This is a genomic window from Agrobacterium sp. CNPSo 2736 (assembly GCF_004005385.1).
In the GTDB taxonomy this organism is placed as follows: Bacteria; Pseudomonadota; Alphaproteobacteria; order Rhizobiales; family Rhizobiaceae; genus Agrobacterium; species Agrobacterium leguminum.
Genome location: NZ_RZTX01000001.1, coordinates 234,500 through 255,578, shown reverse-complemented (window position 1 = coordinate 255,578; position 21,079 = coordinate 234,500). Strand labels below are relative to the sequence as shown.

Genomic DNA, 21,079 nt, shown 5'->3' with positions numbered 1-21,079 from the left:
GAGCACGGCCGGAGGATGATCGACCCGCCCGGGCTTCCGCTTTGAACAGGAGAGAGGGACCATGAAGAAAATTTTGGGACTGGGCATGCTGAGCGTTTCGGCGATAACGCTTTCCGCCGGAGCGGCTCTGGCCGATTACGAGCTCAACATTCTTCACATCAACGATTTCCACTCCCGTATCGAATCGATCAACAAGTTCGACTCGACCTGCTCGGCGGAAGAAGAAGGCAAGAACGAATGCTTCGGCGGCGCCGCCCGTCTTCTGACCGCAATCAATCAGACCCGTGATGCCCTGAAGGCTGAAGGAAAGAACGTTCTGCTGCTCAATGCCGGCGACAATTTCCAGGGATCGCTGTTCTACACCACCTACAAGGGCACGGTGGAAGCGGAAGTGCTGAACGCCATGAAGTTCGACGCCATGACCGTCGGCAATCATGAATTCGACGACAGCGAAGACGGGCTTGCCGGCTTCCTCGACAAGGTGCAGTTCCCCGTCGTGACCGCCAATGTGGTGGCCACCGCCGCCTCGAAAATCGGCGACCGCGTCAAGCCGTCCATCGTGCTTGAAGTCGGCGGACAGAAAATCGGTATCGTCGGCGCGGTCGCGAACGACACGGCGGAACTGGCAACGCCCGGTCCCAATATCACCATCGCCGAAGATGTCGCGAAAATCAGCGAGCAGGTGCAGAAGCTGAAGCAGGACGGCGTCGACAAGATCATTGCGCTGACCCATGTCGGCTATCCGCGCGATCTCGAATTCATCGCCAAAATCCCTGACGTCGACGTCGTGGTCGGCGGCCACACACATACGCTGCTTTCCAACACCGATCAGAAGGCCGAAGGCCCCTATCCTACCCTCGTCGACAATCCCGGCGGCTACAAGGTTCCGGTCGTTCAGGCCGGGCAGTACAGCAAATATCTGGGCGACCTCAAAGTGGTCTTCGACGACAGCGGCGTGGTCAAGGAAAGCAAGGGCGATCCAATCCTGATCGACTCCTCTTTCAAGCCGGATGAAGCCACGCTGAAACGCATCGATGAGCTGAAGGCGCCGATCGAGGCTCTGAAATCGAAGGTCGTCGGCTCGTCGGAAGGCCCGATCGAGGGAGACCGCAAGGTTTGCCGCGTGAAGGAATGCTCCATGGGCAATCTGGTGGCCGATGCGACACTGGCGCGCGTCAAGGATCAGGGCGTGACCATCGCTTTCGCCAATAGCGGCGGCCTGCGTTCCTCCATCGATGCCGGCGATGTCTCCATGGGTGAAGTGCTGACGGTTCTGCCGTTCCAGAACACCGTCGCGACCTTCCAGCTGAAGGGCGAGGATATTCGCGCCGCCCTCGAAAACGGCGTCAGCCAGATCGACGACGGCGCGGGTCGTTTCATGCAGGTCTCCGGCCTGAAATATTCTTTCGACCGCTCGAAGCCGGCCGGCGGCCGTGTCATTTCGGTCGAGGTCAAGGAAGGCGACGCCTTCGTGCCTCTCGATCCCGCCAAGACCTATATCGTCGCGGCCAATAATTACGTTCGTACCGGCGGCGACGGTTTCAAGGTCTTTGCGACCAAGGCCATCAACGCCTATGACTTCGGCCCCAACCTCGAGGAAGCCGTTGCGGCCTACATCACCGCCAACAGCCCCTATAAGCCCTACACGGATGGCCGCATCAGCGAAGTGACGCCTGCGGGCTATGTCGCTCCGGCAAAGCCTGCGGCACCCGCGCCGGCCGCAACCGCACCTGCGCCGGCCGCCACACCGGCCCCCGCTCCCTCGGCACCTGCTGCCACAGCACCGGCCGCCACGGCTCCGGCCACGACGACGCCCGCCGCAGCCGCTGCTGCCGCCAGCAAATATGTCGTTGAAAAAGGCGACTCTCTCTGGAAGATCGCAGCAGAGAAATATGGCGACGGCGCTCTCTGGAGCAGGATTGCCAAGGCAAACACGCTGAAGCAGCCGAACCACATCGAGATTGGCGAGGAGCTGGAACTGCCGGCTCAATAAGCCGGACAGGAACAGACAGGGCAATTTGCCGCAGACAGGAAGCCGGCCTTGGGAGATCGGGGCCGGCTTCTTATTTTCCTTTTGAAAACAAATCCTTACAGATCAAATTTTGGCAAAGGGCATGCTGCGGCTCCCTCCGCCCCGCAAATAGCCTCCGCCGGTGGTTTAATCCTGAAAAATTTCGTCTAGAACACGTGAACAAATTGACGGCACGAGCGTATAGCTCGGGCATTGCCGGCCCAACCCCGTCGCGGTTTGCGTTCGGCGCGCATAAACAGAAGATGGAGCGTTTCCGCCCTTGTCCGAAACGGAACCGCTCCTTCATACAACCAGTCCGAGTTTCAGGGTGTCATTCATGGCGACAGAACTATCCGCACTCCCCGCAAACCATCCCCGCACGGCATTTGGCAAGGTCGGCGTCCTGCTCGTCAACCTCGGCACGCCTGACGGTACGGACTATTGGCCGATGCGCCGTTATCTGGCGGAATTCTTGAGCGACAAGCGGGTAATCGAATGGTCGCGTCTCTACTGGTATCCGATCCTTTACGGCATTGTCCTCAACAAGCGCCCGCAGAAAGTCGGCAAGGCCTATGAGGAAATCTGGAACCACGAGCGCAATGAAAGCTATCTGCGCACCTATACTCGCAGCCAGGGCGAGCTGCTGGCGGAAGCGCTGAAGGACCTGCCCAATGTCGCTGTCGACTGGGGCATGCGTTACGGCCAGCCTTCCATCGCCTCGAAGATCGACGCGCTGAAGGAACAGGGTTGCGAAAAAATCCTGCTTTTTCCGCTTTATCCGCAATATGCCGCATCGACCACGGCAACCGTGAACGACAAGGCTTTCGAGCATCTGATGAAGCTGCGCTGGCAGCCCGCCATCCGCACCGTACCGCCCTATCACGACGATCCGGCCTATATTGAGGCGCTCGCCGCCTCCGTCAAAAACCATCTGGCGACGCTGGACTGGGAACCGGAGATGCTGATCACCTCTTTCCACGGCATTCCGCAATCCTATTTCAAAAAGGGCGATCCCTATTATTGCCACTGCCAGAAAACCGCCCGTCTGCTGCGCGAGGCGCTGGGACGGACAGGGAAAAATTTCATGATCACCTTCCAGTCCCGTTTCGGGCCGGAAGAATGGTTGCAGCCCTATACCGACAAGACCGTGGAAAAGCTGGCGTTGGAAGGCATCAAGCGCATCGCCGTGATGAATCCCGGCTTCGTCTCGGATTGTCTTGAGACACTGGAAGAAATCGCCGGTGAAGCGGGCGAGATTTTCCTGCATAATGGCGGAGAGAAATTTACCCATATTCCCTGCCTGAACGACAGCGCCGAGGGCATGAATGTTCTCGAAAAGGTTGTGCGGCGGGAGTTGCAAGGATGGGTGTAATCTTGCCATAACGATGCCGGGGTAAAACCCGGACGGTTCTGATCAGGAGGAAAGTGATGATTGCATTGGGCGGTTTCGACATCGTCGTCATGGCAGCGGTGGTTCTCGTTATTCTGGTGCTGTTTGCCGGCATCAAGACCGTGCCGCAGGGGCATCGCTACACGGTTGAACGGTTCGGGCGCTACACCCGCACGCTCGAGCCGGGCCTGAACCTCATCGTGCCGTTCTTTGAAACCATCGGTTCGAAAATGAACGTGATGGAGCAGGTCCTTCATATACCGACACAGGAAGTCATCACCCGCGACAATGCCAGCGTCTCCGCCGACGCCGTCACCTTCTATCAGGTCCTCAATGCCGCGCAGGCCGCTTACCAGATCGCCAATCTGGAAATGGCCATCGAAAACCTCACCATGACCAATATCCGTTCGGTGATGGGATCGATGGACCTCGACGAATTGCTGTCGAACCGCGACGCCATCAACGATCGCCTGCTGCGCGTGGTGGATGAGGCGGTGGGACCATGGGGCATCAAGGTCACCCGCATCGAAATCAAGGACATCGCGCCGCCGAAGGATCTCGTCGATTCCATGGCGCGGCAGATGAAGGCCGAGCGCGAAAAACGCGCGCAGGTGCTGGAAGCCGAAGGCGCCCGCAATGCCCAGATCCTGCGCGCGGAAGGCGCAAAGCAATCCGCCATTCTGGAGGCGGAAGGCCAGCGCGAAGCTGCATTCCGCGATGCCGAGGCGCGTGAGCGTCTGGCCGAAGCCGAGGCCAATGCAACCCGCATGGTCTCGGAAGCCATCGCCGCCGGCAATGTCCACGCCATCAACTATTTCGTCGCCCAGAAATATACCGAGGCTCTGGCGGAGATCGGCACGGCGAAGAATTCCAAGATCGTGCTGATGCCGATGGAGGCTTCGGCGCTGATCGGCTCCCTCGGCGGCATCGGCACGATTGCGAAAGAGGTTTTCGGCGACAGGGGCGATGCGCCGACTGCGCCTGCCGCCTCCACACCGTCCCGCTCCGTGCCGCCGACGCGGCCTTCCGGCCAGAGCATCAACGTCACGATCCCCGGCAATCCCTTCGGTTCCTCGTCGGAGAAGTGATGATGCTGCAACGGCTTGCCACTGAGCTGGGACCATGGAGCTGGTGGATCGTCGCCTTCGTGCTTCTGGCCGCCGAACTCATCGCTCCCGGCGTGTTCCTGATCTGGATCGGCCTCGCCGCGCTGGTTATCGGCGCGGTCTCGCTGCTTTTATGGGATGCGGCATTCTGGGCCTGGCAATTGCAGCTGGTGCTGTTTGCCGCGCTTTCCGTCGTCTTCGCCCTGCTCGGCCGGAAATATTTTGGCAGGAACCGGGCGGCAAGCGACGAGCCCTTCCTCAACCAGCGTGAGGCAAGCCTTGTCGGCCGCACCGCGACCCTTCAGGAACCGATTGTCGAAGGGCGTGGCCGGATCAGGCTGGACGATACCTGGTGGCCGGTCAACGGCGAAGACCTGCCGGCCGGCACCCGGGTGAGGATCGCTTCCGCACGCGGACGCACGCTGACAATCGAGCCGTTAGATCGATAAGTTTTCAGGATCAGCTTTGTCAGGATCGGCGGTGGCTTCAAGCCACACCAATTCTCAAGAGATCGTGGAAATGCACCAGCCCGATGGGCCGGTTGTCGTCATCGATGACGATCAGCGCGCCAATGTGGAATTTTTCCAGCGTCGCCAGTGCGCTGGTCGCCAGCACCGATTTTTTGACGGTCTTCGGCGTGCGGGTCATGATATCGTCGACCGTCATCTCGGCGAGGTTGCGCGACAGGTTGCGCGCCATATCGCCCTCGGTGACGATGCCGCACAGGCGGCCATCCTCGTCCAGAACGCCGACACAGCCGAAATGCTTGCGGGAGAGAACCCCGACCGCTTCCGGCATGGCCGTTCCCTTGCTGACCAGCGGCACACGATCGCCGGTATGCATGATATCGCTGACCAGCGTCAGGCTCGCCCCCAGCTTGCCGCCGGGATGAAACACCTTGAAATCGCCCGCGGTGAAATTGCGCGCCTCCAGCAGCGCAACGGCAAGGGCATCGCCCAGCGCAAGCTGCATCAACGTAGAGGTCGTGGGCGCAAGGCCAAGCGGGCAGGCTTCCTGTTCATTGGGAACCAGCAGCACGATGTCGGAAGCCTGTGCCAGCGATGAATTTTCCGAACAGGTGAGCGCGATCAGCGGAATGGAGAAACGGCGCGAATAGTTGATGATGCTGCGCAGTTCCGCGCTTTCGCCGCCCTTGGAAATGGCCAGCACCACATCATCGCCGCCGATCATGCCGAGATCGCCGTGATTGGCCTCCGCCGCATGCACAAAAAACGCAGGCGTCCCGGTGGAGGCGAAGGTGGCGGCAAGCTTCGCGCCTATGTGGCCGCTTTTCCCAACCCCGGTAATGATGAGACGACCATTCGACTGGCCGATGGTCTCGATCGCTTTGCAGAAGGGGTCGGAAAGACCGTTCCTCAGAGCATCCTCAAGGGCGGCAAGGCCAGCCCGCTCCATCGAAATCGTCCGCACGGCGGATTCGATGGCATTGTCTTCGACCAGTTTGACGGCGCGCGTAATCATGGCCGACTGTTACTCTTTCAGCCGGAATAAGTCCACTCTCCAGCCGACAGGCACCGGGTTTTAGTAGATGTCGCCCGAAAATGCTCAACGGTGTCGGTACAACGGCATGTCATCAATGACGCCGGTCCGGCGGAGAAATCTCCTCCATCGTTCCAAGCCGCTTGAAAGGGATGTTTTCCTCGTCGACCAGATATCGCCCGAGCGTCCTTACCCATGAGACCGAGCCGTCGCTGCGGCGCACGGCATATTCCTGATTATAAAAACTCGCGGCCTTCAGGGTAATCAATGCCGTTTCGATCACACGGTTTCGGTGATCCAGGTCCACTTTTTCAAGCATCTGAAAAATGCTGATGCCCTGCATCGCCTGCCGCAGTGGAATCCCGAAGAGTTCAGCACATACTTCGTCTAGATAGAAACGGTCATTGGCAATATCCCAACAATAAAAACCGACCTGCTTGGCGTTCAAAACGGGATTCATGAAACGACACTGTCACACAAAATAAAATTCAATACCACTTGCTGAGCAATAGAAGATCAGCCCCTATAAACTATAGGGCGATTCCGTGCCAAATTGAAACGTTTTAATCTTCTCATATTAGAATTTTTTTGCATTTATGACTATTCTTCTCCAGTAATCGAGGTGAGTGAAATCGAGCCGCCCGATTCAGCGAGGGATGTCGCTGCTTTTCCCTCGCCTGCCATAACACTGAAATCCCAGCGATCTTTATCAACTGTTAACCATAAAAAACCTATTGTTAAAGCGATGTTAAAACTTGCGTCGCCTGTCTGGTCCCTGGTTTCTTCATGTCATTTCATCAGCCTGCCACTCATCGGGCCTGAGGAGATGTCTTGGTGGTCCTTCGATCCGGCATCGGCCAAACTCGCCGGGTGAAAAGGAATGAATGTGAAGGGCACCGCCACACGTCTGCCGACGTCGCGGAAAGCAGCAACCCTGCTGCTCGCCTGCACGATTTTTTACCCGCAGGGAAACGCCTTCGCGCAGACTGCAACGACAGCCATACCCGTCTTGCCGGGCGCCGCTTCTGCCGCCGACGGAGCAGCTTCCTCCATACCGGCGACGGACAGTAGGGTGAGCACTGGCACTGTCCCGGCCACAGCTACGCCCACGCCCGCACCGCAACTGTGGCGTCCCTCCAACAATCCCGGCGATCCGATTTACGAACAGCAGGACGACGCGGGCCAACCCTATGCCGAGGCCGAAAACCCCTATGAGCCGACAGTGGACGGGGGCGAAAATCCCCGGATAGCGACCGAACCCGGCCAGACGCCCGGCATCCGGCTCGGCACATTCCTGCTACGGCCTTCAATCAGCCAGACGATCAATACGGAAAAGCAGACGAATACCGGCGGTCCTTCCAGGCGCAATTATCTGACGACGGGCATACGCGGTACGCTCACCAGCGACTGGTCCCGTCACGCTTTGACGGTGACCGGCGACGGCGCCTGGGAGAGAAATTTCGGCAGCGACAAGGACGGCGAGGAACCCCGGGCCAGGATAGAGGCCGATCTGCGCCTTGATCTCGGCGAAGAAACGACGGCCAATCTCAAGGCCGGTTATGAATTCAGCCGCGAGGACACGACGGACCCCAATGCTCTCACCGGCGCTGCCGTGCAGGGCGGCGAACACCGCTTCACCACCAGCGCGTCGATAGAGCGGGATTTCGGCAAGTTGCGCGGTCTGGCGGCGCTCGATCTGTCGCGCACGGTCTATACGGATGCGAAAGGCGTCGACGGCCGGCCGATCAGCCTCAGTGACCGCGATCAGAACGGCGCGAACCTGCGCGGACGCATCGGCTATGAATTGTCGCCGGCGCTCATCCCCTTCCTCGAACTGAATGCCGGCACGACCAAATATGACAGGCGTCTCGACAATTCGGGCTATGCCCGCTCCTCCAATGCCTATGGGGCAAAGGTCGGCGCGGAAGTCGATCTTGGCGAGAAGACCCGCGGCGAGGCCGCCATCGGTTATCTGCGCAAGCAATATGACGACGATCGCCTCGCCTCGATCGGCGCAATGACGCTGGATGGCGAACTCAACTGGTCACCCCAGCGCGGCACCAATGTCAATCTCGGCCTGCGCACGACGATAGAGGACTTTGCCGGCGGACCGCAGGGTGGCTGGATTTCCTATCGGCTGGATGCCGGCCTGACCCACGAATTGCGCAGCAACCTCGTTGCCCGCCTGACGGGGCAGATCGTGCATCGCACATTCCCCTCTTCCGACATGGAAAATGCCGTGGAATATACCGCAGGCGCCGGCCTGACCTGGGGGCTGAACCGCTATCTCGACCTGACGGCGGACGTCAGCTACCAGTGGACGCCGGTTTATGACAGCAGCGAGCTGCGCGTCGGCGCAGGACTTGTCCTCAAGCGATAGGCTTCGGCCAAAAAGAAATCCCGGCGCGAAGGCCGGGATCCCGTTTCTGTTCTGATAGATTACTTCAACCCGTCGATCAGCGCCTTGATCGGCTCTTCGATCGCAGGGCGAATATCGCCACGCTCCAGCGCGAAGGCGACGTTGGCAAGGATGAAACCATCCTTGGCGCCGCAGTCGAAGGTCTGGCCGCGGAAATGATAGCCGGAGAACTGCTGCGACCTGGCAAGCGTCAGCATGCCGTCCGTCAGCTGGATTTCATTGCCGGCGCCACGCTCCTGATTTTCGAGAATGTCGAAAATCTCGGGCTGAAGAATATAACGGCCGTTGATGTAGAAATTCGACGGCGCCGTACCCTTGGCAGGCTTTTCGACCATTTCAGTGATCTTGAAACCTTCGCCGACGGTGTCGCCAACACCGACGATACCGTATTTATGCGTCTGGTCGGGAGCGCATTCCTGCACCGCGATGACGTTGCCCTGGGTCTGGTCGTAAAGTTCGACCATGCCCTTCAGGCAGCTTTTCTGCGAATGCATGATCATATCGGGCAAGAGCACCGCGAAAGGCTCGTCACCGACGATATCACGGGCGCACCAGACCGCATGGCCAAGACCGAGCGGCACCTGCTGGCGCGTGAAGCTTGCGGTGCCCGCCTTGGGCAGAAGGCCGGCCAGCAATGTCAGCTCGGCATTCTTGTTGCGCTCGCGCAGCATCTGTTCAAGTTCAAATTGAATATCAAAATAATCTTCGATCACCGCCTTGCCGCGGCCGGTGACAAATACAAAATGCTCGATGCCCGCTTCCGCCGCCTCATCGACGACGTATTGAATGACCGGCTTGTCGACGACGGTGAGCATTTCTTTCGGAACCGCCTTGGTTGCGGGCAGGAAACGCGTGCCGAGACCTGCGACCGGAAATACGGCCTTCCGAATTTTCTTCTGTTCTACCACATATCCCTCCTGAGAGATAAAACTTGATCACAATCCCCGCACGCTGTTGTTATTTCAAAAATAACAACGTTTTGTAAAGGGTGACGCTACCATCTATTAATGGTAAAGAATTTGTTGACGTTCTTTTGTTATCCATGATGACGCCCGATGCGTTTTCGCAATCGAAATGACATTCGAGAGAACGAAAGACAGACGATGACAAAGATGATCCTTTCAGATGTCCGCAAATTCGGCTGCATGGTGGTTGCAGGCCTGGCAATCTCGCTGGCGCCCGTTTCAGCCCGCGCCGATCAGGGATTCCGTCAGTGGATCAACCAGTTTTATGCAACAGCCGCGAAAGAAGGCATTAGCAAGGCGACCTATCAGAAGGCCTTTGCCGGTGTCAGCGAGCCGGATCCGGATGCGCTGCGCAAGGCCACCTTCCAGCCGGAATTCACCACGCAGATCTGGGATTATCTCGATTCCCGCGTCAATCCGTACACGGTGCGGATCGGCCGCGAGATGAAGATGAAACACGCGACGACCCTCAACTGGATCGAGCGCAACTTCAACGTCGACAAGCACATCATTCTCGCTATCTGGTCGATGGAATCGAATTACGGCGCGGTTCTCGAAAAACCGGAGCGGCTGCACAATATCCCGCAGGCGCTGGCAACGCTCGCCTATTCCGATCCCAAACGCGCCAAATTCGCGCGGACGCAATTGATCGCCGCTCTGAAGATTCTCCAGGCGGGCGATGTTACGCCGAAACAGCTGACAGGCTCCTGGGCGGGCGCGATGGGTCATACCCAGTTCATTCCCACCAGCTACCTGCTTTATGCGGTGGATGCGGATGGCAACGGCAAGCGCGACATCTGGCACTCCGTTCCGGACGCGCTGGCAACTGCTGCCAATCTTCTTTCCAAGAACGGCTGGGAACCGGGCCGGACCTGGGGTTATGAAACCGCCGTTCCGCGTGGCGGCGCCCGTTATGAAGGGCAGACGAAGACCATTGCGGAATGGACGAAGCTCGGCTTCGCCCGCCCGAACGGCAAGAACTTCACGCGTGGCTCCGATCGCGCCATGCTGAAATTGCAGGGCGGAGCAAACGGCCCCGGCTTCCTGATGATGAAGAACTTCTTCACCATCAAGAAATACAACGCCTCCGACAGCTATGCGCTCGCCGTCGGCCTGCTTGCGGATGAGATCGCCGGTTATGGCGGCATGCAGCAGAAATGGCCGCGCCCCGATGGGACGCTGGACATTCGTGAAAAATTCGAGCTGCAGACCCGCATGAAAGAACTCGGCTATTATGACGGCGAAGTCGATGGGAACTTCGGTTCCGGCTCGAAGGCCGCCATCAGCGCCATCCAGTCGCGCATGGGTATGGAAACCGACGGCCAGCCGTCGCAGCGGTTGCTGAGAGCCCTTCGCAACTGATAATGTGCCGGCGAATTCGGCGGCTGTTAAGAAACGCCGCCGAAATATCCGGAAGGGTCGATGTCATGAGTAGGAAACCTGCGGAAAAAAACGGAAGAATCGGCTGGCGTTTCTGCGCCGTCCTTCTTTCCGCTGTCCTTGTCGTGCCGCTCGTTCCTTCCGAAAGCTTCGCCCAGGAGCAACGGCGCACCCTGTTTGAAATGCTCTTTGGCAGGCCGGTGGGCCGCGAAGGCGGATCCGGGCGCGAATACCAGCCCCGCAACCGCCGCGACTTTCCGTCTGCTCCCCGTGAAAGATCGGTCACCCGCCCGCAACCCGCCAGAAAAGCGCCCTCGGTGGTGCAGATGCGAACCGCAAAGCCGGAGCCTGCCGCCAAGCTTGAAAATGCGCGGCGCGTTCTGGTTATCGGCGATTTTCTTGCCGGCGGCATGGGGGAAGAACTGGTCAATGCCTTCGCCAGTTCGCCTGCAATCGCCGTCGATGTGCGTGCCAATGGTTCTTCCGGCCTCGTCCGCACCGATTATTATGACTGGTTTACCAACCTGCCGCAATTCATCAACGAGACCAAACCGGCCACCATCGTCATCATGATGGGATCGAACGATCGCCAGCAGATGCAGATCGGCGATATCAGGGAAAAATTCGGCACAGAGGTCTGGTTCAAGGAATATGAGCGGCGGATCGATGAGCTTCTGGCCCTTGCCGGACGCCAAAAGGTGCCGCTCTTGTGGGTTGGCCTGCCCGCCTTCCAGTCGCCGTCGCTTTCGGCCGATCTCGTCGGTTTCAACCGGCTTTATCGCAGCCATGTCGAGAAATATGGCGGCGAATTCGTGGACGTATGGGACGGTTTCGTCGATGAGGCGGGAAAATTCGTCATTACCGGTTACGACATGAACGGCCAGCAGGCGCGCCTGCGCGAGGCTGATGGCATCGGCATGACCCAAGCCGGCAAACGCAAGCTTGCATTCTACGTCGAAAAATTCGTGCGCCGGCACCTCGATAGCGCTGGGCCGGACCTCGTGAAACTGGACGGCAGCAATCTGCCGGCGCTCACCTCCCTGCCTGCACTTGGCATCGATGCCGGGCAGGTACGCACCCAGCCTATCAGTCTCACCGATCCCAATCTCGATGGCGGCGACAAGCTGCTGGGCGATGCCCCTTTGGCCGCCGGACCGACACGCGTATCCGTGGTGGAATCGCCACGCGAAAGGTTGACCAAGCGGGGCGAGATGGCCGATGCACCGGCAGGCCGCATCGATGACTATCGTGTGGCGCCCGATACCACACAGGCAAAACAATAAGCGCTTTCGCAGCGGCCTGACGGCCCGCAGCGGGCGTAATGTTTAGGCAATCCCCACATGACAGGATAGGTACAGCTTTGCAGGAATGCAGGGTTGGCCATCCACCATCCCCGCTCCCCTTTTTGCATGGCGACATCTATTTGACGGCGACGCCTCGCTTGTTCGTAGCGTCAGCGGCGCCGTCGTTTTTTGCCTTTCGCCGCGCCCCTTTCCGGAAGGTACGCCGGACAATACCGAGATGAATTCATGCGCCTGCTGCTTGTTGAAGACGAACGCGAAATGGCAGCAGCCCTGTCCGCCGCGCTCCACCGGTTCGATATTATCGTGGATACGGTCGGCACGCTCGATCTTGCCCGTCACGCCATCATGGACGGCGTCCACGACCTTGTCGTGCTCGACCGGCAATTGCCAGATGGTGACGGCATCCAGCTTATCGAAGATTTGCGGCTCCTGCCCGTCACCCCGCCCGTCATCGTGCTGACGGCGCAGGGCGCGCTTGTGGATCGGGTGAATGGCCTGAACCTCGGTGCGGACGATTATCTGGCCAAGCCATTCGCGGTCGAGGAACTGCTTGCGCGCATCCGCGCCCTGATGCGCCGGCCGGCCGGCACCGTGACGATGACGGCAAAACTGGGCAGGCTGGAATTCTGCTTCGAAACCCGCGAAGTGCGTATTAAAGGCGAATTCCTTCCGCTGACCAGACGCGAACTGCTGATCCTCGAAGCCCTGTTGCGGCGACAGGGCAGAACGGTGCTGCGCTCATTGCTCGAGGAAGCCGTTTATAATTTCGACGATGAAATCCAGTCCAATGCACTCGATTCCCATATTTCCCGCCTGCGCCGCAAATTGGCGGCCGCGGATGCGGGCCTTGAGGTCCACGGCATTCGCGGCGTCGGTTATCTGCTGAGGGCAACCTCGTGAGGCTGACCAGAAGAAAATCGCTCAAGCGCCGGCTCACCATTCAACTGCTGCTGTTCCAGATCGGCAGCCTCTTCTTCGTCACCGCCGCCATTGTCACCTATATGTCGAGCGGCGGCGCAGGCAGCGCGCTGCTCAGCCCGGAGGCTGCCCAGATAACCGCCAACGCGATCATACGGAATGAGGACAATCGGCTGGTTCTCCAAGAAACGCCCGAATTCATCAACCTGCGCAACAATACCTCTGATTTCTGGTTCGTCGCGGTCAGCGAAAAAGGTGAAATCGTGCAGGGCGGGCAGGTGCCCGAGGCATTCAGCAACATGGATCAGCAGCTGAGCGACATCAGGGTCTCCGACGTGCGCGACGCGGCGCTGTCCTATTCCTACCTCGCCGTGGTGCGCATTGCCGTCGTGCGCCGTGCTTCGGGACCGGCGGGAGAATTCGTCATGATCGGCAAAGGCGGGCCGTTCAGCATGACCTTCCCCGTTCTGATGTTCTCGAACATATTGATCATGCCTGTCCTCATTCTCATGTCCATCGTGACAGTCGTGACCATCCCCTGGATCATCCGCAGGGAATTTCGCGCCCTTTCCACCATCGCTCGCACGGCGGAAACCATCGATATCGACAGACGCGGATACCGATTGCCGGATGGCGATATTCCACGGGAGGTGCAGCCGCTCGTCCATGCCGTCAACGGCGCGTTGAAGCGGCTGGACGATGGCTACGAACGGCACAAGCGCTTCATTCTCGATGCCGCCCATGAATTGCGAACCCCCGTCGCCATCCTCCAGACCCGGGTGGAAACCTTGCTGGACGGCCCGGCCCGCAGCAGAATATTGGCGGATGCAAGCCGTATCGCGGTTCTGGCCGAACAATTACTCGATTTGCAGCGCCTTGGCGGGCAGAAGGCCCCTCTGGTTCCCCTTGATCTTGTCACCCTGTGCAGATCGGTCGTCGCCGATATGGCCCCGCTCGCCATATCACAGGGATATGCGCTGTCCTTCGAACCGGAGGAAGAGCCTATCCTCGCCCTTGCCGACGACGCTTCGTTGCAGCGCGCCCTGATGAACATCGTACAAAACGCCATCGAACATGGCGGCAATCGCGGCACGATCACGATAAGGGTGGCGACAAACCGGGTGATTGAGATAGCCGATGAAGGCAATGGTATTCCCGAGGAGGACCGGGAACTGGTTTTCGATGCCTTCCACCGCCTGCGACCGAAAGATCGCGGCACCGGGCTCGGGCTCAACCTCGTGCAGGAAATCGTCCGTTATCACGGCGGAGAGATTACCATCAGCGATGCTTCCACCGGTGGCGCCTGCTTCCGTATCACCCTTCCCTATTGCTGAAGAAGAAGCCCTCATTTTCGCAGCCAAAAGAAAAGGCCTGTTGTGTCTGCAACAGGCCTTTCCGGCTCGTATTACCTTCGGTGCTTAGCGCGGAAGAACGGTCGCACCCATCAGCGCTTCATCGATCGCACGCGCCGCCTGACGGCCTTCGCGGATTGCCCAGACCACCAGCGACTGGCCACGGCGCACGTCGCCCGCCGCCCACAGCTTGTCGACCGAGGTCTTATAGTCCGTTTCGTTGGCGATCACATTGGTGGAGCCGCGACGGTCGGTGTTGAGCGTCAGCTTGCCGTCCATTTCCTTCAGCACGCTGTCCGTGAAGGGACCGGAAAAGCCGATGGCGATGAAGGCGAGATCGGCCTTGATGATGAATTCCGTGCCGGCAATCGGCTTGCGGCGGTCATCCACCTGACAGCACTTCACGCCAGTCAACACGCCGTCTTCGCCAACGAATTCGAGCGTCGCCACCTGGAACTCGCGGATGGCGCCTTCGGCCTGCGAGGACGAGGTGCGCATCTTGGTCGCCCAGAAGGGCCAGACCGCCAGCTTGTCTTCCTTTTCCGGCGGCATCGGGCGGATGTCGAGCTGTGTAACCTTCACCGCACCCTGACGGAAAGCCGTACCGACGCAGTCAGATGCGGTATCGCCGCCGCCGACAACGACGACATGCTTGCCGCCGGCAAGAATCGGATCGGCCGGCCAGCCGACGCTGTCGATATTTTCGCGACCGACGCGGCGGTTCTGCTGCACGAGATAGGGCATGGCATCGTAGACGCCATGCAGATCGGCGCCGCCGATACCGGCCGGGCGCGGGGTTTCCGAACCGCCGCAATAAAGCACCGCATCGTGGTCGGCCAGAAGCGCCTCGACCGTCACATCGACGCCGACATTGACGCCGCAATGGAAGGTGACGCCTTCACCCTTGATCTGCTCGACACGGCGGTCGATGAAGTTCTTCTCCATCTTGAAGTCCGGGATGCCGTAACGCAGCAGGCCGCCGGGCTTGGATTCGCGCTCATAGACATGAACCTCGTGGCCGGCGCGGCCAAGCTGCTGCGCAGCCGCCATGCCCGAAGGACCAGAACCGATGATGGCGACTCGTCTGCCGGTGTGGATCGTCGCCGGCTTCGGCACGATGAAGCCCAGCTCATAGGCCTTGTCGGCAATCGCCTGTTCCACGGTCTTGATGGCGACCGGCGCATCCTCGAGGTTCAGCGTGCAAGCCTCCTCACAGGGCGCGGGACAGACGCGACCGGTAAATTCCGGGAAGTTGTTGGTGGAATGGAGGTTGCGGATCGCCTCTTCCCAGTTGTTGTTATAGACCAGATCGTTCCAGTCAGGGATCTGGTTGTGCACGGGACAGCCCGTCGGGCCATGACAGTAGGGAATGCCGCAATCCATGCAGCGCGCCGCCTGCTTCTGCACCTCGGCATCCGACATCGGAATGGTGAATTCGCGGAAATGGCGGATACGATCCGATGCGGGCTGATACTTGCCCACCTGCCGGTCGATCTCCAGAAAACCTGTAACCTTGCCCACGTTTATGTCCTCACATCAAAGCGGAGCGCCTGTCGGGCCCCAGTACCAGTAAGCGAAACCAAAAGCCGCCCCCAGCACGATGAACTCAAATCCGGTCTCGCCACTCGTCCAGGTGATCGCCGTGGGAACGGCGACCGCGATCATCAGCGAGACCAGTTGCTGTAGTATCCTCACGCGGCGGATTACTCCGCCGCCACGCCCATGCGCATGCGCTCCATTTCCTCAAGCGCACGACGGTATTCGACCGGCATGACCTTGCGGAACTTCGGACGGAACTCGCTCCAGCGGTCGAGTATATCCTTGGCGCGCGACGAGTTCGTGTAATGGAAGTGGTTGGAGATCAGCTGGTAGAGACGCTCCTCGTCGTGGCGCGTCATGTCCTCGGAAACGTCCACGCGTCCCTTGTGCATGAGGTCGCCGCCGTGATGGTGCAGCTTCTCCAGCATATCGTCTTCTTCCGGAACCGGCTCCAGCTCGACCATGGCCATGTTGCAGCGGGTGGCGAAATCTCCCTTTTCGTCGAGAACGTAAGCCACGCCGCCGGACATGCCGGCCGCGAAGTTGCGGCCCGTTTCACCGAGAACAACGACGATGCCGCCGGTCATATATTCGCAACCGTGGTCGCCGACACCTTCGACAACCGCGACCGCGCCGGAGTTACGCACCGCGAAACGCTCGCCAGCCACGCCACGGAAATAGCACTCGCCGGTGATCGCGCCGTAAAGAACGGTATTACCGACGATGATCGAGTTTTCCGCAACGATACGGGTGTTTTCCGGCGGACGCACGATGATGCGGCCACCCGAAAGGCCCTTGCCGACATAATCGTTACCGTCACCCACCAGATCGAAGGTGATGCCGCGTGCGAGGAACGCGCCGAAGGACTGACCCGCCGTCCCCTTGAGGGTGACGTGGATCGTATCGTCCTTCAGGCCCTTGTGACCCCAGCGCTTGGCAAGCGCGCCTGACAGCATGGCACCGGCGGAACGGTCGACGTTCTTGATCGGCACTTCGAAAACTACGGGTTCGCGGTTTTCGAGCGAGGGCAGCGACTTCTCGATCAGCTTGCGGTCGAGAATATCGTCGATCGGGTGCTTCTGGCGCTCGGTCCAGAAGGTTGCTTCCTTCGGAGCTTCGACCTTGTGGAAGATGCGGCTGAAATCCAGTCCCTTGGCCTTCCAGTGCGCCAGCATCTCGTCCTTCTCGAGCAGCTCGGAAGCGCCGATGATCTCGTCCAGCCTGGTAACGCCAAGCGAAGCGAGGATTTCGCGCACTTCTTCGGCCACGAAGAAGAAGTAGTTGATGACATGTTCCGGCGTGCCCTTGAAGCGCTTGCGCAGAACCGGGTCCTGCGTGGCCACGCCCACCGGGCAGGTATTGAGATGGCACTTGCGCATCATGATGCAGCCGGCCGCGATCAGCGGCGCGGTGGCAAAGCCGAATTCATCCGCACCGAGCAGCGCGCCGATGATGACGTCTCGGCCGGTCTTCAGACCACCATCCACCTGCAGGGCAACGCGCGAGCGAAGGCCGTTCAGCACCAGCGTCTGCTGGGTTTCGGCAAGACCGATTTCCCATGGTGAACCGGCGTGCTTCAGCGAGGTGAGCGGCGAAGCACCCGTGCCGCCATCGAAACCGGCAACGGTGATATGGTCGGCACGCGCCTTGGCGACACCGGCAGCAACCGTGCCGACGCCGACTTCCGACACCAGCTTCACCGAAACATCGGCTTCCGGGTTGACGTTCTTCAGGTCGTAGATCAGCTGCGCCAGATCTTCGATGGAGTAGATATCGTGATGCGGCGGCGGCGAGATGAGGCCGACACCCGGGGTCGAGTGACGGGTTTTGGCAACCGTCGCATCCACCTTATGGCCGGGCAGCTGGCCGCCCTCGCCGGGCTTGGCGCCCTGCGCCACCTTGATCTGCAGCATATCGGCATTGACGAGATATTCCGTCGTCACACCGAAGCGTCCGGAAGCGATCTGCTTGATGGCCGAGCGTTCCGGGTTCGGCTTGCCGTTCAACAGCGGCATGTAACGGTCGGATTCTTCGCCGCCCTCACCCGTGTTGGACTTGCCGCCGATGCGGTTCATGGCAATCGCAAGCGTGGTATGCGCCTCGCGGCTGATCGAGCCGAAGGACATGGCGCCAGTCGAGAACCGCTTGACGATATCAGCCGCCGGCTCGACATCGTCGATGGAAACCGGCTTGCGGCCAAGCGCTTCCGCCGACTTGACCTTGAACAGGCCGCGAATGGTGTTCATGCGCAGCGCCGTCTCATTCACCATGCCGGCGAATTCGCGGTAGCGATCCTGGCTGTTGCCGCGCACGGCGTGCTGCAGCGAGGCGACCGCATCCGGCGTCCAGGCGTGGCTTTCGCCGCGCATGCGATAGGCGTATTCGCCGCCAATATCGAGCGTGTTGGCAAGGATCGGGTCCTTGCCGAAGGCAGCCGTGTGGCGCGTTACGGTTTCTTCGGCAATCTCCGTCAGGCCGACACCTTCGATGGAGGTGGCGGTGCCGAAGAAATACTTCTCGACGAATTCCGAGGAAAGGCCGATGGCGTCGAAAATCTGCGCGCCGCAATAGGACTGGTAGGTGGAAATGCCCATCTTGGACATGACCTTGAGGATGCCCTTACCCACCGCCTTGATGTAGCGATAAACGACTTCGTCGTCGGACACTTCCTTCGGGAAGGCGCCGTGCTTGTGCATGTCAAGCAGCGTATCGAAGGCGAGATAGGGATTGATCGCCTCGGCACCGTAACCGGCCAGCAGACAGAAATGGTGGATTTCGCGCGGTTCGCCGGTTTCCACGACGAGACCGACCGAGGTGCGCAGACCCTTGCGGATCAGGTGATGGTGCACGGCGGCCGTCGCCAGAAGGGCGGGGATCGCGATGCGGTCCGGGCCGAGCTGGCGGTCGGAGAGAACGATGATGTTGTAACCGCCGCGTACGGCCGATTCAGCCCGCTCGCACAGGCGGTCGAGCATTTCAGGCATGCCTTCCGCGCCGCGCTCCACATCATAGGTGAAGTCGAGCGTCTTGGTGTCGAAACGGTCTTCCGTGTGGCCGATGGAGCGGATTTTTTCCAGATCGCCATTGGTCAGGATCGGCTGGCGCACTTCCAGACGCTTGGCGCGGGCAGCGCCTTCGTGGTCGAGAATGTTCGGGCGCGGACCGATGAAGGACACGAGGCTCATGACAAGCTCTTCGCGGATCGGGTCGATCGGCGGGTTGGTGACCTGCGCGAAGTTCTGCTTGAAATAGGTGTAAAGCAGCTTCGACTTTTCCGACATGGCCGAGATCGGCGTATCGGTGCCCATGGAGCCAATGGCTTCCTGACCGGTCGTCGCCATTGGCGACATCAGAAGCTTGGTATCTTCGCTGGTGTAGCCGAAGGCCTGCTGGCGGTCGAGCAGCGACACGTCGCGGCGCAGCGCGCGCGGCTCGACGGGCTTCAGCTCTTCGAGGATGAGCTGCGTGCGGTCGAGCCAGGTGCGGTAAGGGTGCTTGGCGGCAAGCTCGTGCTTCACTTCCTCGTCGGAAACGATGGAGCCCTTTTCCATGTCGATCAGCAGCATCTTGCCGGGCTGCAGACGCCACTTCTTGACGATGCGCTCTTCCGGCACCGGCAGCGTACCGGCTTCCGACGCCATGATGATGCGGTCGTCATCGGTGACGAGGTAACGCGCCGGGCGCAGACCGTTACGGTCGAGCGTCGCACCGATCTGCTTGCCATCGGTGAAGGCGACGGCGGCCGGGCCGTCCCACGGCTCCATCAGCGCTGCGTGATATTCGTAGAACGCCTTGCGCTCGGCCGACATGGACTGGTTGCCGGCCCAGGCTTCCGGGATCAGCATCATCACGGCATGGGCCATGGAATAGCCGCCGCGCACGAGGAATTCGAGCGCGTTGTCGAAGCAGGCCGTATCCGACTGGCCTTCATAGGAGATCGGCCAGAGCTTGGAGATATCGTCGCCGAACAGCACGGAGGAAACCGACGCCTGACGCGCCGCCATCCAGTTGACGTTGCCGCGCAGCGTGTTGATTTCGCCGTTATGGGCGACCATGCGGTAGGGGTGCGCCAGCTTCCAGGACGGGAAGGTGTTGGTCGAAAAACGCTGATGCACGAGGGCGACGGCGGATTCGAAGCGCGGATCGGCCAGATCCTTGTAATAAGCGCCCACCTGATAGGCGAGGAACATGCCCTTGTAGACGATGGTCGAGGAAGAGAGGGAAACGGGATAGAAATCCTGCGTTTCCTTGCCGCCGCCCTCGTCATAGATGCGGTTGGAGAGCACCTTGCGGATCAGGAACAGCTTGCGCTCGAAATCGGCATTGCTCGCGGCATCGCGGCCGGCACCGATGAAGACCTGCACGTGGTGCGGTTCGGTCGCTGCGATATCCGGCGCCTTGGAGAGCGAGGAATTGTCGACCGGCACATCGCGGAAGCCGAGGAACTGCTGCCCCTCTTCGCCGATGACGTCGACGATGACCTTCTTGTAATGCTCGATGCGGGAAGGATCGCGCGGCATGAAGATGTGGCCGACGGCATATTCACCGGCCTTCGGCAACGTCACGCCCTGCGCCGCCATTTCCTCGCGGAAGAAACGGTCGGGAATCTGCACGAGAATGCCCGCGCCATCGCCCATCAGGGGATCGGCGCCGACGGCGCCGCGATGCGTCAGGTTTTCAAGGATGAACAGGCCGTCCTTGACGATCTGGTGCGACTTGGCGCCCTTCATATGGGCAACGAAGCCGACGCCGCAGGCGTCATGTTCATTGGCCGGATCGTAAAGACCCTGCCTTTCCGGCAAACCGCCCGCGAAACGCGCTTTCGCAGAAACGGGTGCGGCCGCAGCCGCGGTGGGACAGTCTGTGGTCAGGGTGGCGGCGGCGATTTCCGCCTGCGGCTTGTTCGTCATTTTTGTCCCTCCTGCAAAATTACTTGCATGGTTTCATGCGAAGATCCGGCTCGACCACGAATTTTCGCTTCCCGCAAAATCCGCATTCAATCCGGCTCGATCAAATTTAGGACAGCAAAGCTGTCTCAATTCACGAGGATTTTGGCAGAAACAGGCGAATTTAGCAAGGGTGCGAATCCAATTAGTGAAAGCCCCATTTTGCAGCGAAGTTTCGATACTGACCTATTGCGCGAAACTTTCTTATCGCAAGACCCGCAGAGCCATTGCTTTCATTGCCGGATTTGC

General features: G+C 59.9%; 15 protein-coding genes. 9 read left to right on the top strand and 6 right to left on the bottom strand.

The window, feature by feature from the left end; all coding sequences use genetic code 11:
• The first annotated feature begins 61 nt into the window (after positions 1–61).
• The 4 genes from EM858_RS01125 to EM858_RS01110 all read left to right on the top strand — a co-directional run bounded on the left by EM858_RS01125 (position 62) and on the right by EM858_RS01110 (position 4,956).
• Entirely contained in the window at positions 62–1,993 is a 1,932-nt protein-coding gene (locus EM858_RS01125; RefSeq protein WP_127755545.1) for a 5'-nucleotidase C-terminal domain-containing protein, read from the top strand.
• 355 nt (positions 1,994–2,348) lie between these two features.
• Positions 2,349–3,383, top strand: coding sequence for a ferrochelatase (gene hemH, locus EM858_RS01120; protein ID WP_127755544.1), 1,035 nt, complete (start codon positions 2,349–2,351; stop codon positions 3,381–3,383).
• A gap of 56 nt (positions 3,384–3,439) precedes the next feature.
• Positions 3,440–4,489 carry an SPFH domain-containing protein gene (locus tag EM858_RS01115; protein WP_127755543.1) on the top strand — a complete coding sequence of 350 codons (1,050 nt, stop codon included), beginning with the start codon at positions 3,440–3,442 and terminating at the stop codon, positions 4,487–4,489.
• A 2-nt stretch (positions 4,490–4,491) separates the two neighbouring features.
• Entirely contained in the window at positions 4,492–4,956 is a 465-nt protein-coding gene (locus tag EM858_RS01110; RefSeq protein WP_031233584.1) for an NfeD family protein, read from the top strand.
• Positions 4,957–4,993: 37 nt separating this feature from the next.
• Here EM858_RS01110 and EM858_RS01105 read toward each other — a convergent pair whose 3' ends face one another.
• Positions 4,994–5,989: a KpsF/GutQ family sugar-phosphate isomerase gene (locus EM858_RS01105; protein WP_127755542.1), complete on the bottom strand. Its 996-nt coding sequence runs from the start codon at positions 5,987–5,989 to the stop codon at positions 4,994–4,996.
• Positions 5,990–6,101: 112 nt separating this feature from the next.
• Positions 6,102–6,467, bottom strand: coding sequence for a PAS domain-containing protein (locus EM858_RS01100; protein ID WP_127755541.1), 366 nt, complete (start codon positions 6,465–6,467; stop codon positions 6,102–6,104).
• 420 nt (positions 6,468–6,887) lie between these two features.
• Between EM858_RS01100 and uppP the strand changes: the two genes are divergently transcribed.
• Positions 6,888–8,387 carry a polysaccharide biosynthesis protein UppP gene (gene uppP, locus EM858_RS01090; protein WP_127755540.1) on the top strand — a complete coding sequence of 500 codons (1,500 nt, stop codon included), beginning with the start codon at positions 6,888–6,890 and terminating at the stop codon, positions 8,385–8,387.
• Positions 8,388–8,446: 59 nt separating this feature from the next.
• Here the strand turns inward: uppP and galU are convergent, their stop codons facing one another.
• Positions 8,447–9,334: a UTP--glucose-1-phosphate uridylyltransferase GalU gene (gene galU / locus EM858_RS01085; protein ID WP_080819540.1), complete on the bottom strand. Its 888-nt coding sequence runs from the start codon at positions 9,332–9,334 to the stop codon at positions 8,447–8,449.
• A 195-nt stretch (positions 9,335–9,529) separates the two neighbouring features.
• On the opposite strand from galU, the gene EM858_RS01080 reads away from it, so the two are divergent.
• The 4 genes from EM858_RS01080 to EM858_RS01065 all read left to right on the top strand — a co-directional run bounded on the left by EM858_RS01080 (position 9,530) and on the right by EM858_RS01065 (position 14,327).
• Entirely contained in the window at positions 9,530–10,753 is a 1,224-nt protein-coding gene (locus EM858_RS01080; protein ID WP_003519550.1) for a lytic murein transglycosylase, read from the top strand.
• A gap of 65 nt (positions 10,754–10,818) precedes the next feature.
• Positions 10,819–12,054: a DUF459 domain-containing protein gene (locus EM858_RS01075; protein ID WP_127755539.1), complete on the top strand. Its 1,236-nt coding sequence runs from the start codon at positions 10,819–10,821 to the stop codon at positions 12,052–12,054.
• 246 nt (positions 12,055–12,300) lie between these two features.
• Positions 12,301–12,975, top strand: coding sequence for a response regulator transcription factor (locus tag EM858_RS01070; protein ID WP_078052056.1), 675 nt, complete (start codon positions 12,301–12,303; stop codon positions 12,973–12,975).
• On the top strand, positions 12,972–14,327 hold the full coding sequence (locus EM858_RS01065) for a HAMP domain-containing sensor histidine kinase (protein WP_127755538.1): 1,356 nt from the start codon (positions 12,972–12,974) through the stop codon (positions 14,325–14,327). Before EM858_RS01070 ends, EM858_RS01065 begins: the two co-directional genes overlap by 4 nt.
• 84 nt (positions 14,328–14,411) lie before the next feature.
• Here EM858_RS01065 and EM858_RS01060 read toward each other — a convergent pair whose 3' ends face one another.
• The 3 genes from EM858_RS01060 to gltB are packed head-to-tail and all read right to left on the bottom strand — an operon-like array spanning position 14,412 to position 20,755.
• Positions 14,412–15,866, bottom strand: coding sequence for a glutamate synthase subunit beta (locus EM858_RS01060; RefSeq protein ID WP_127755537.1), 1,455 nt, complete (start codon positions 15,864–15,866; stop codon positions 14,412–14,414).
• Positions 15,867–15,881: 15 nt separating this feature from the next.
• A complete protein-coding gene (locus EM858_RS27015) occupies positions 15,882–16,040 on the bottom strand; it encodes a hypothetical protein (protein ID WP_162936798.1) in 159 nt (52 codons plus the stop codon).
• An 8-nt stretch (positions 16,041–16,048) separates the two neighbouring features.
• Positions 16,049–20,755 carry a glutamate synthase large subunit gene (gene gltB, locus EM858_RS01055; protein WP_323131200.1) on the bottom strand — a complete coding sequence of 1,569 codons (4,707 nt, stop codon included), beginning with the start codon at positions 20,753–20,755 and terminating at the stop codon, positions 16,049–16,051.
• Positions 20,756–21,079: the final 324 nt, after the last annotated feature.

Bases quoted from the DNA above. Each gene is read 5' to 3' on its own strand.
- EM858_RS01125 (WP_127755545.1), top strand. From the start codon at position 62: ATGAAGAAAATTTTGGGACTGGGCATGCTGAGCGTTTCGGCGATAACG.
- EM858_RS01105 (WP_127755542.1), bottom strand. From the start codon at position 5,989: ATGATTACGCGCGCCGTCAAACTGGTCGAAGACAATGCCATCGAATCC.
- EM858_RS01100 (WP_127755541.1), bottom strand. From the start codon at position 6,467: ATGAATCCCGTTTTGAACGCCAAGCAGGTCGGTTTTTATTGTTGGGAT.
- EM858_RS01080 (WP_003519550.1), top strand. From the start codon at position 9,530: ATGACAAAGATGATCCTTTCAGATGTCCGCAAATTCGGCTGCATGGTG.
- EM858_RS01075 (WP_127755539.1), top strand. From the start codon at position 10,819: ATGAGTAGGAAACCTGCGGAAAAAAACGGAAGAATCGGCTGGCGTTTC.
- hemH (WP_127755544.1), top strand. From the start codon at position 2,349: ATGGCGACAGAACTATCCGCACTCCCCGCAAACCATCCCCGCACGGCA.
- EM858_RS01110 (WP_031233584.1), top strand. From the start codon at position 4,492: ATGCTGCAACGGCTTGCCACTGAGCTGGGACCATGGAGCTGGTGGATC.
- EM858_RS01070 (WP_078052056.1), top strand. From the start codon at position 12,301: ATGCGCCTGCTGCTTGTTGAAGACGAACGCGAAATGGCAGCAGCCCTG.
- uppP (WP_127755540.1), top strand. From the start codon at position 6,888: ATGAATGTGAAGGGCACCGCCACACGTCTGCCGACGTCGCGGAAAGCA.
- EM858_RS01115 (WP_127755543.1), top strand. From the start codon at position 3,440: ATGATTGCATTGGGCGGTTTCGACATCGTCGTCATGGCAGCGGTGGTT.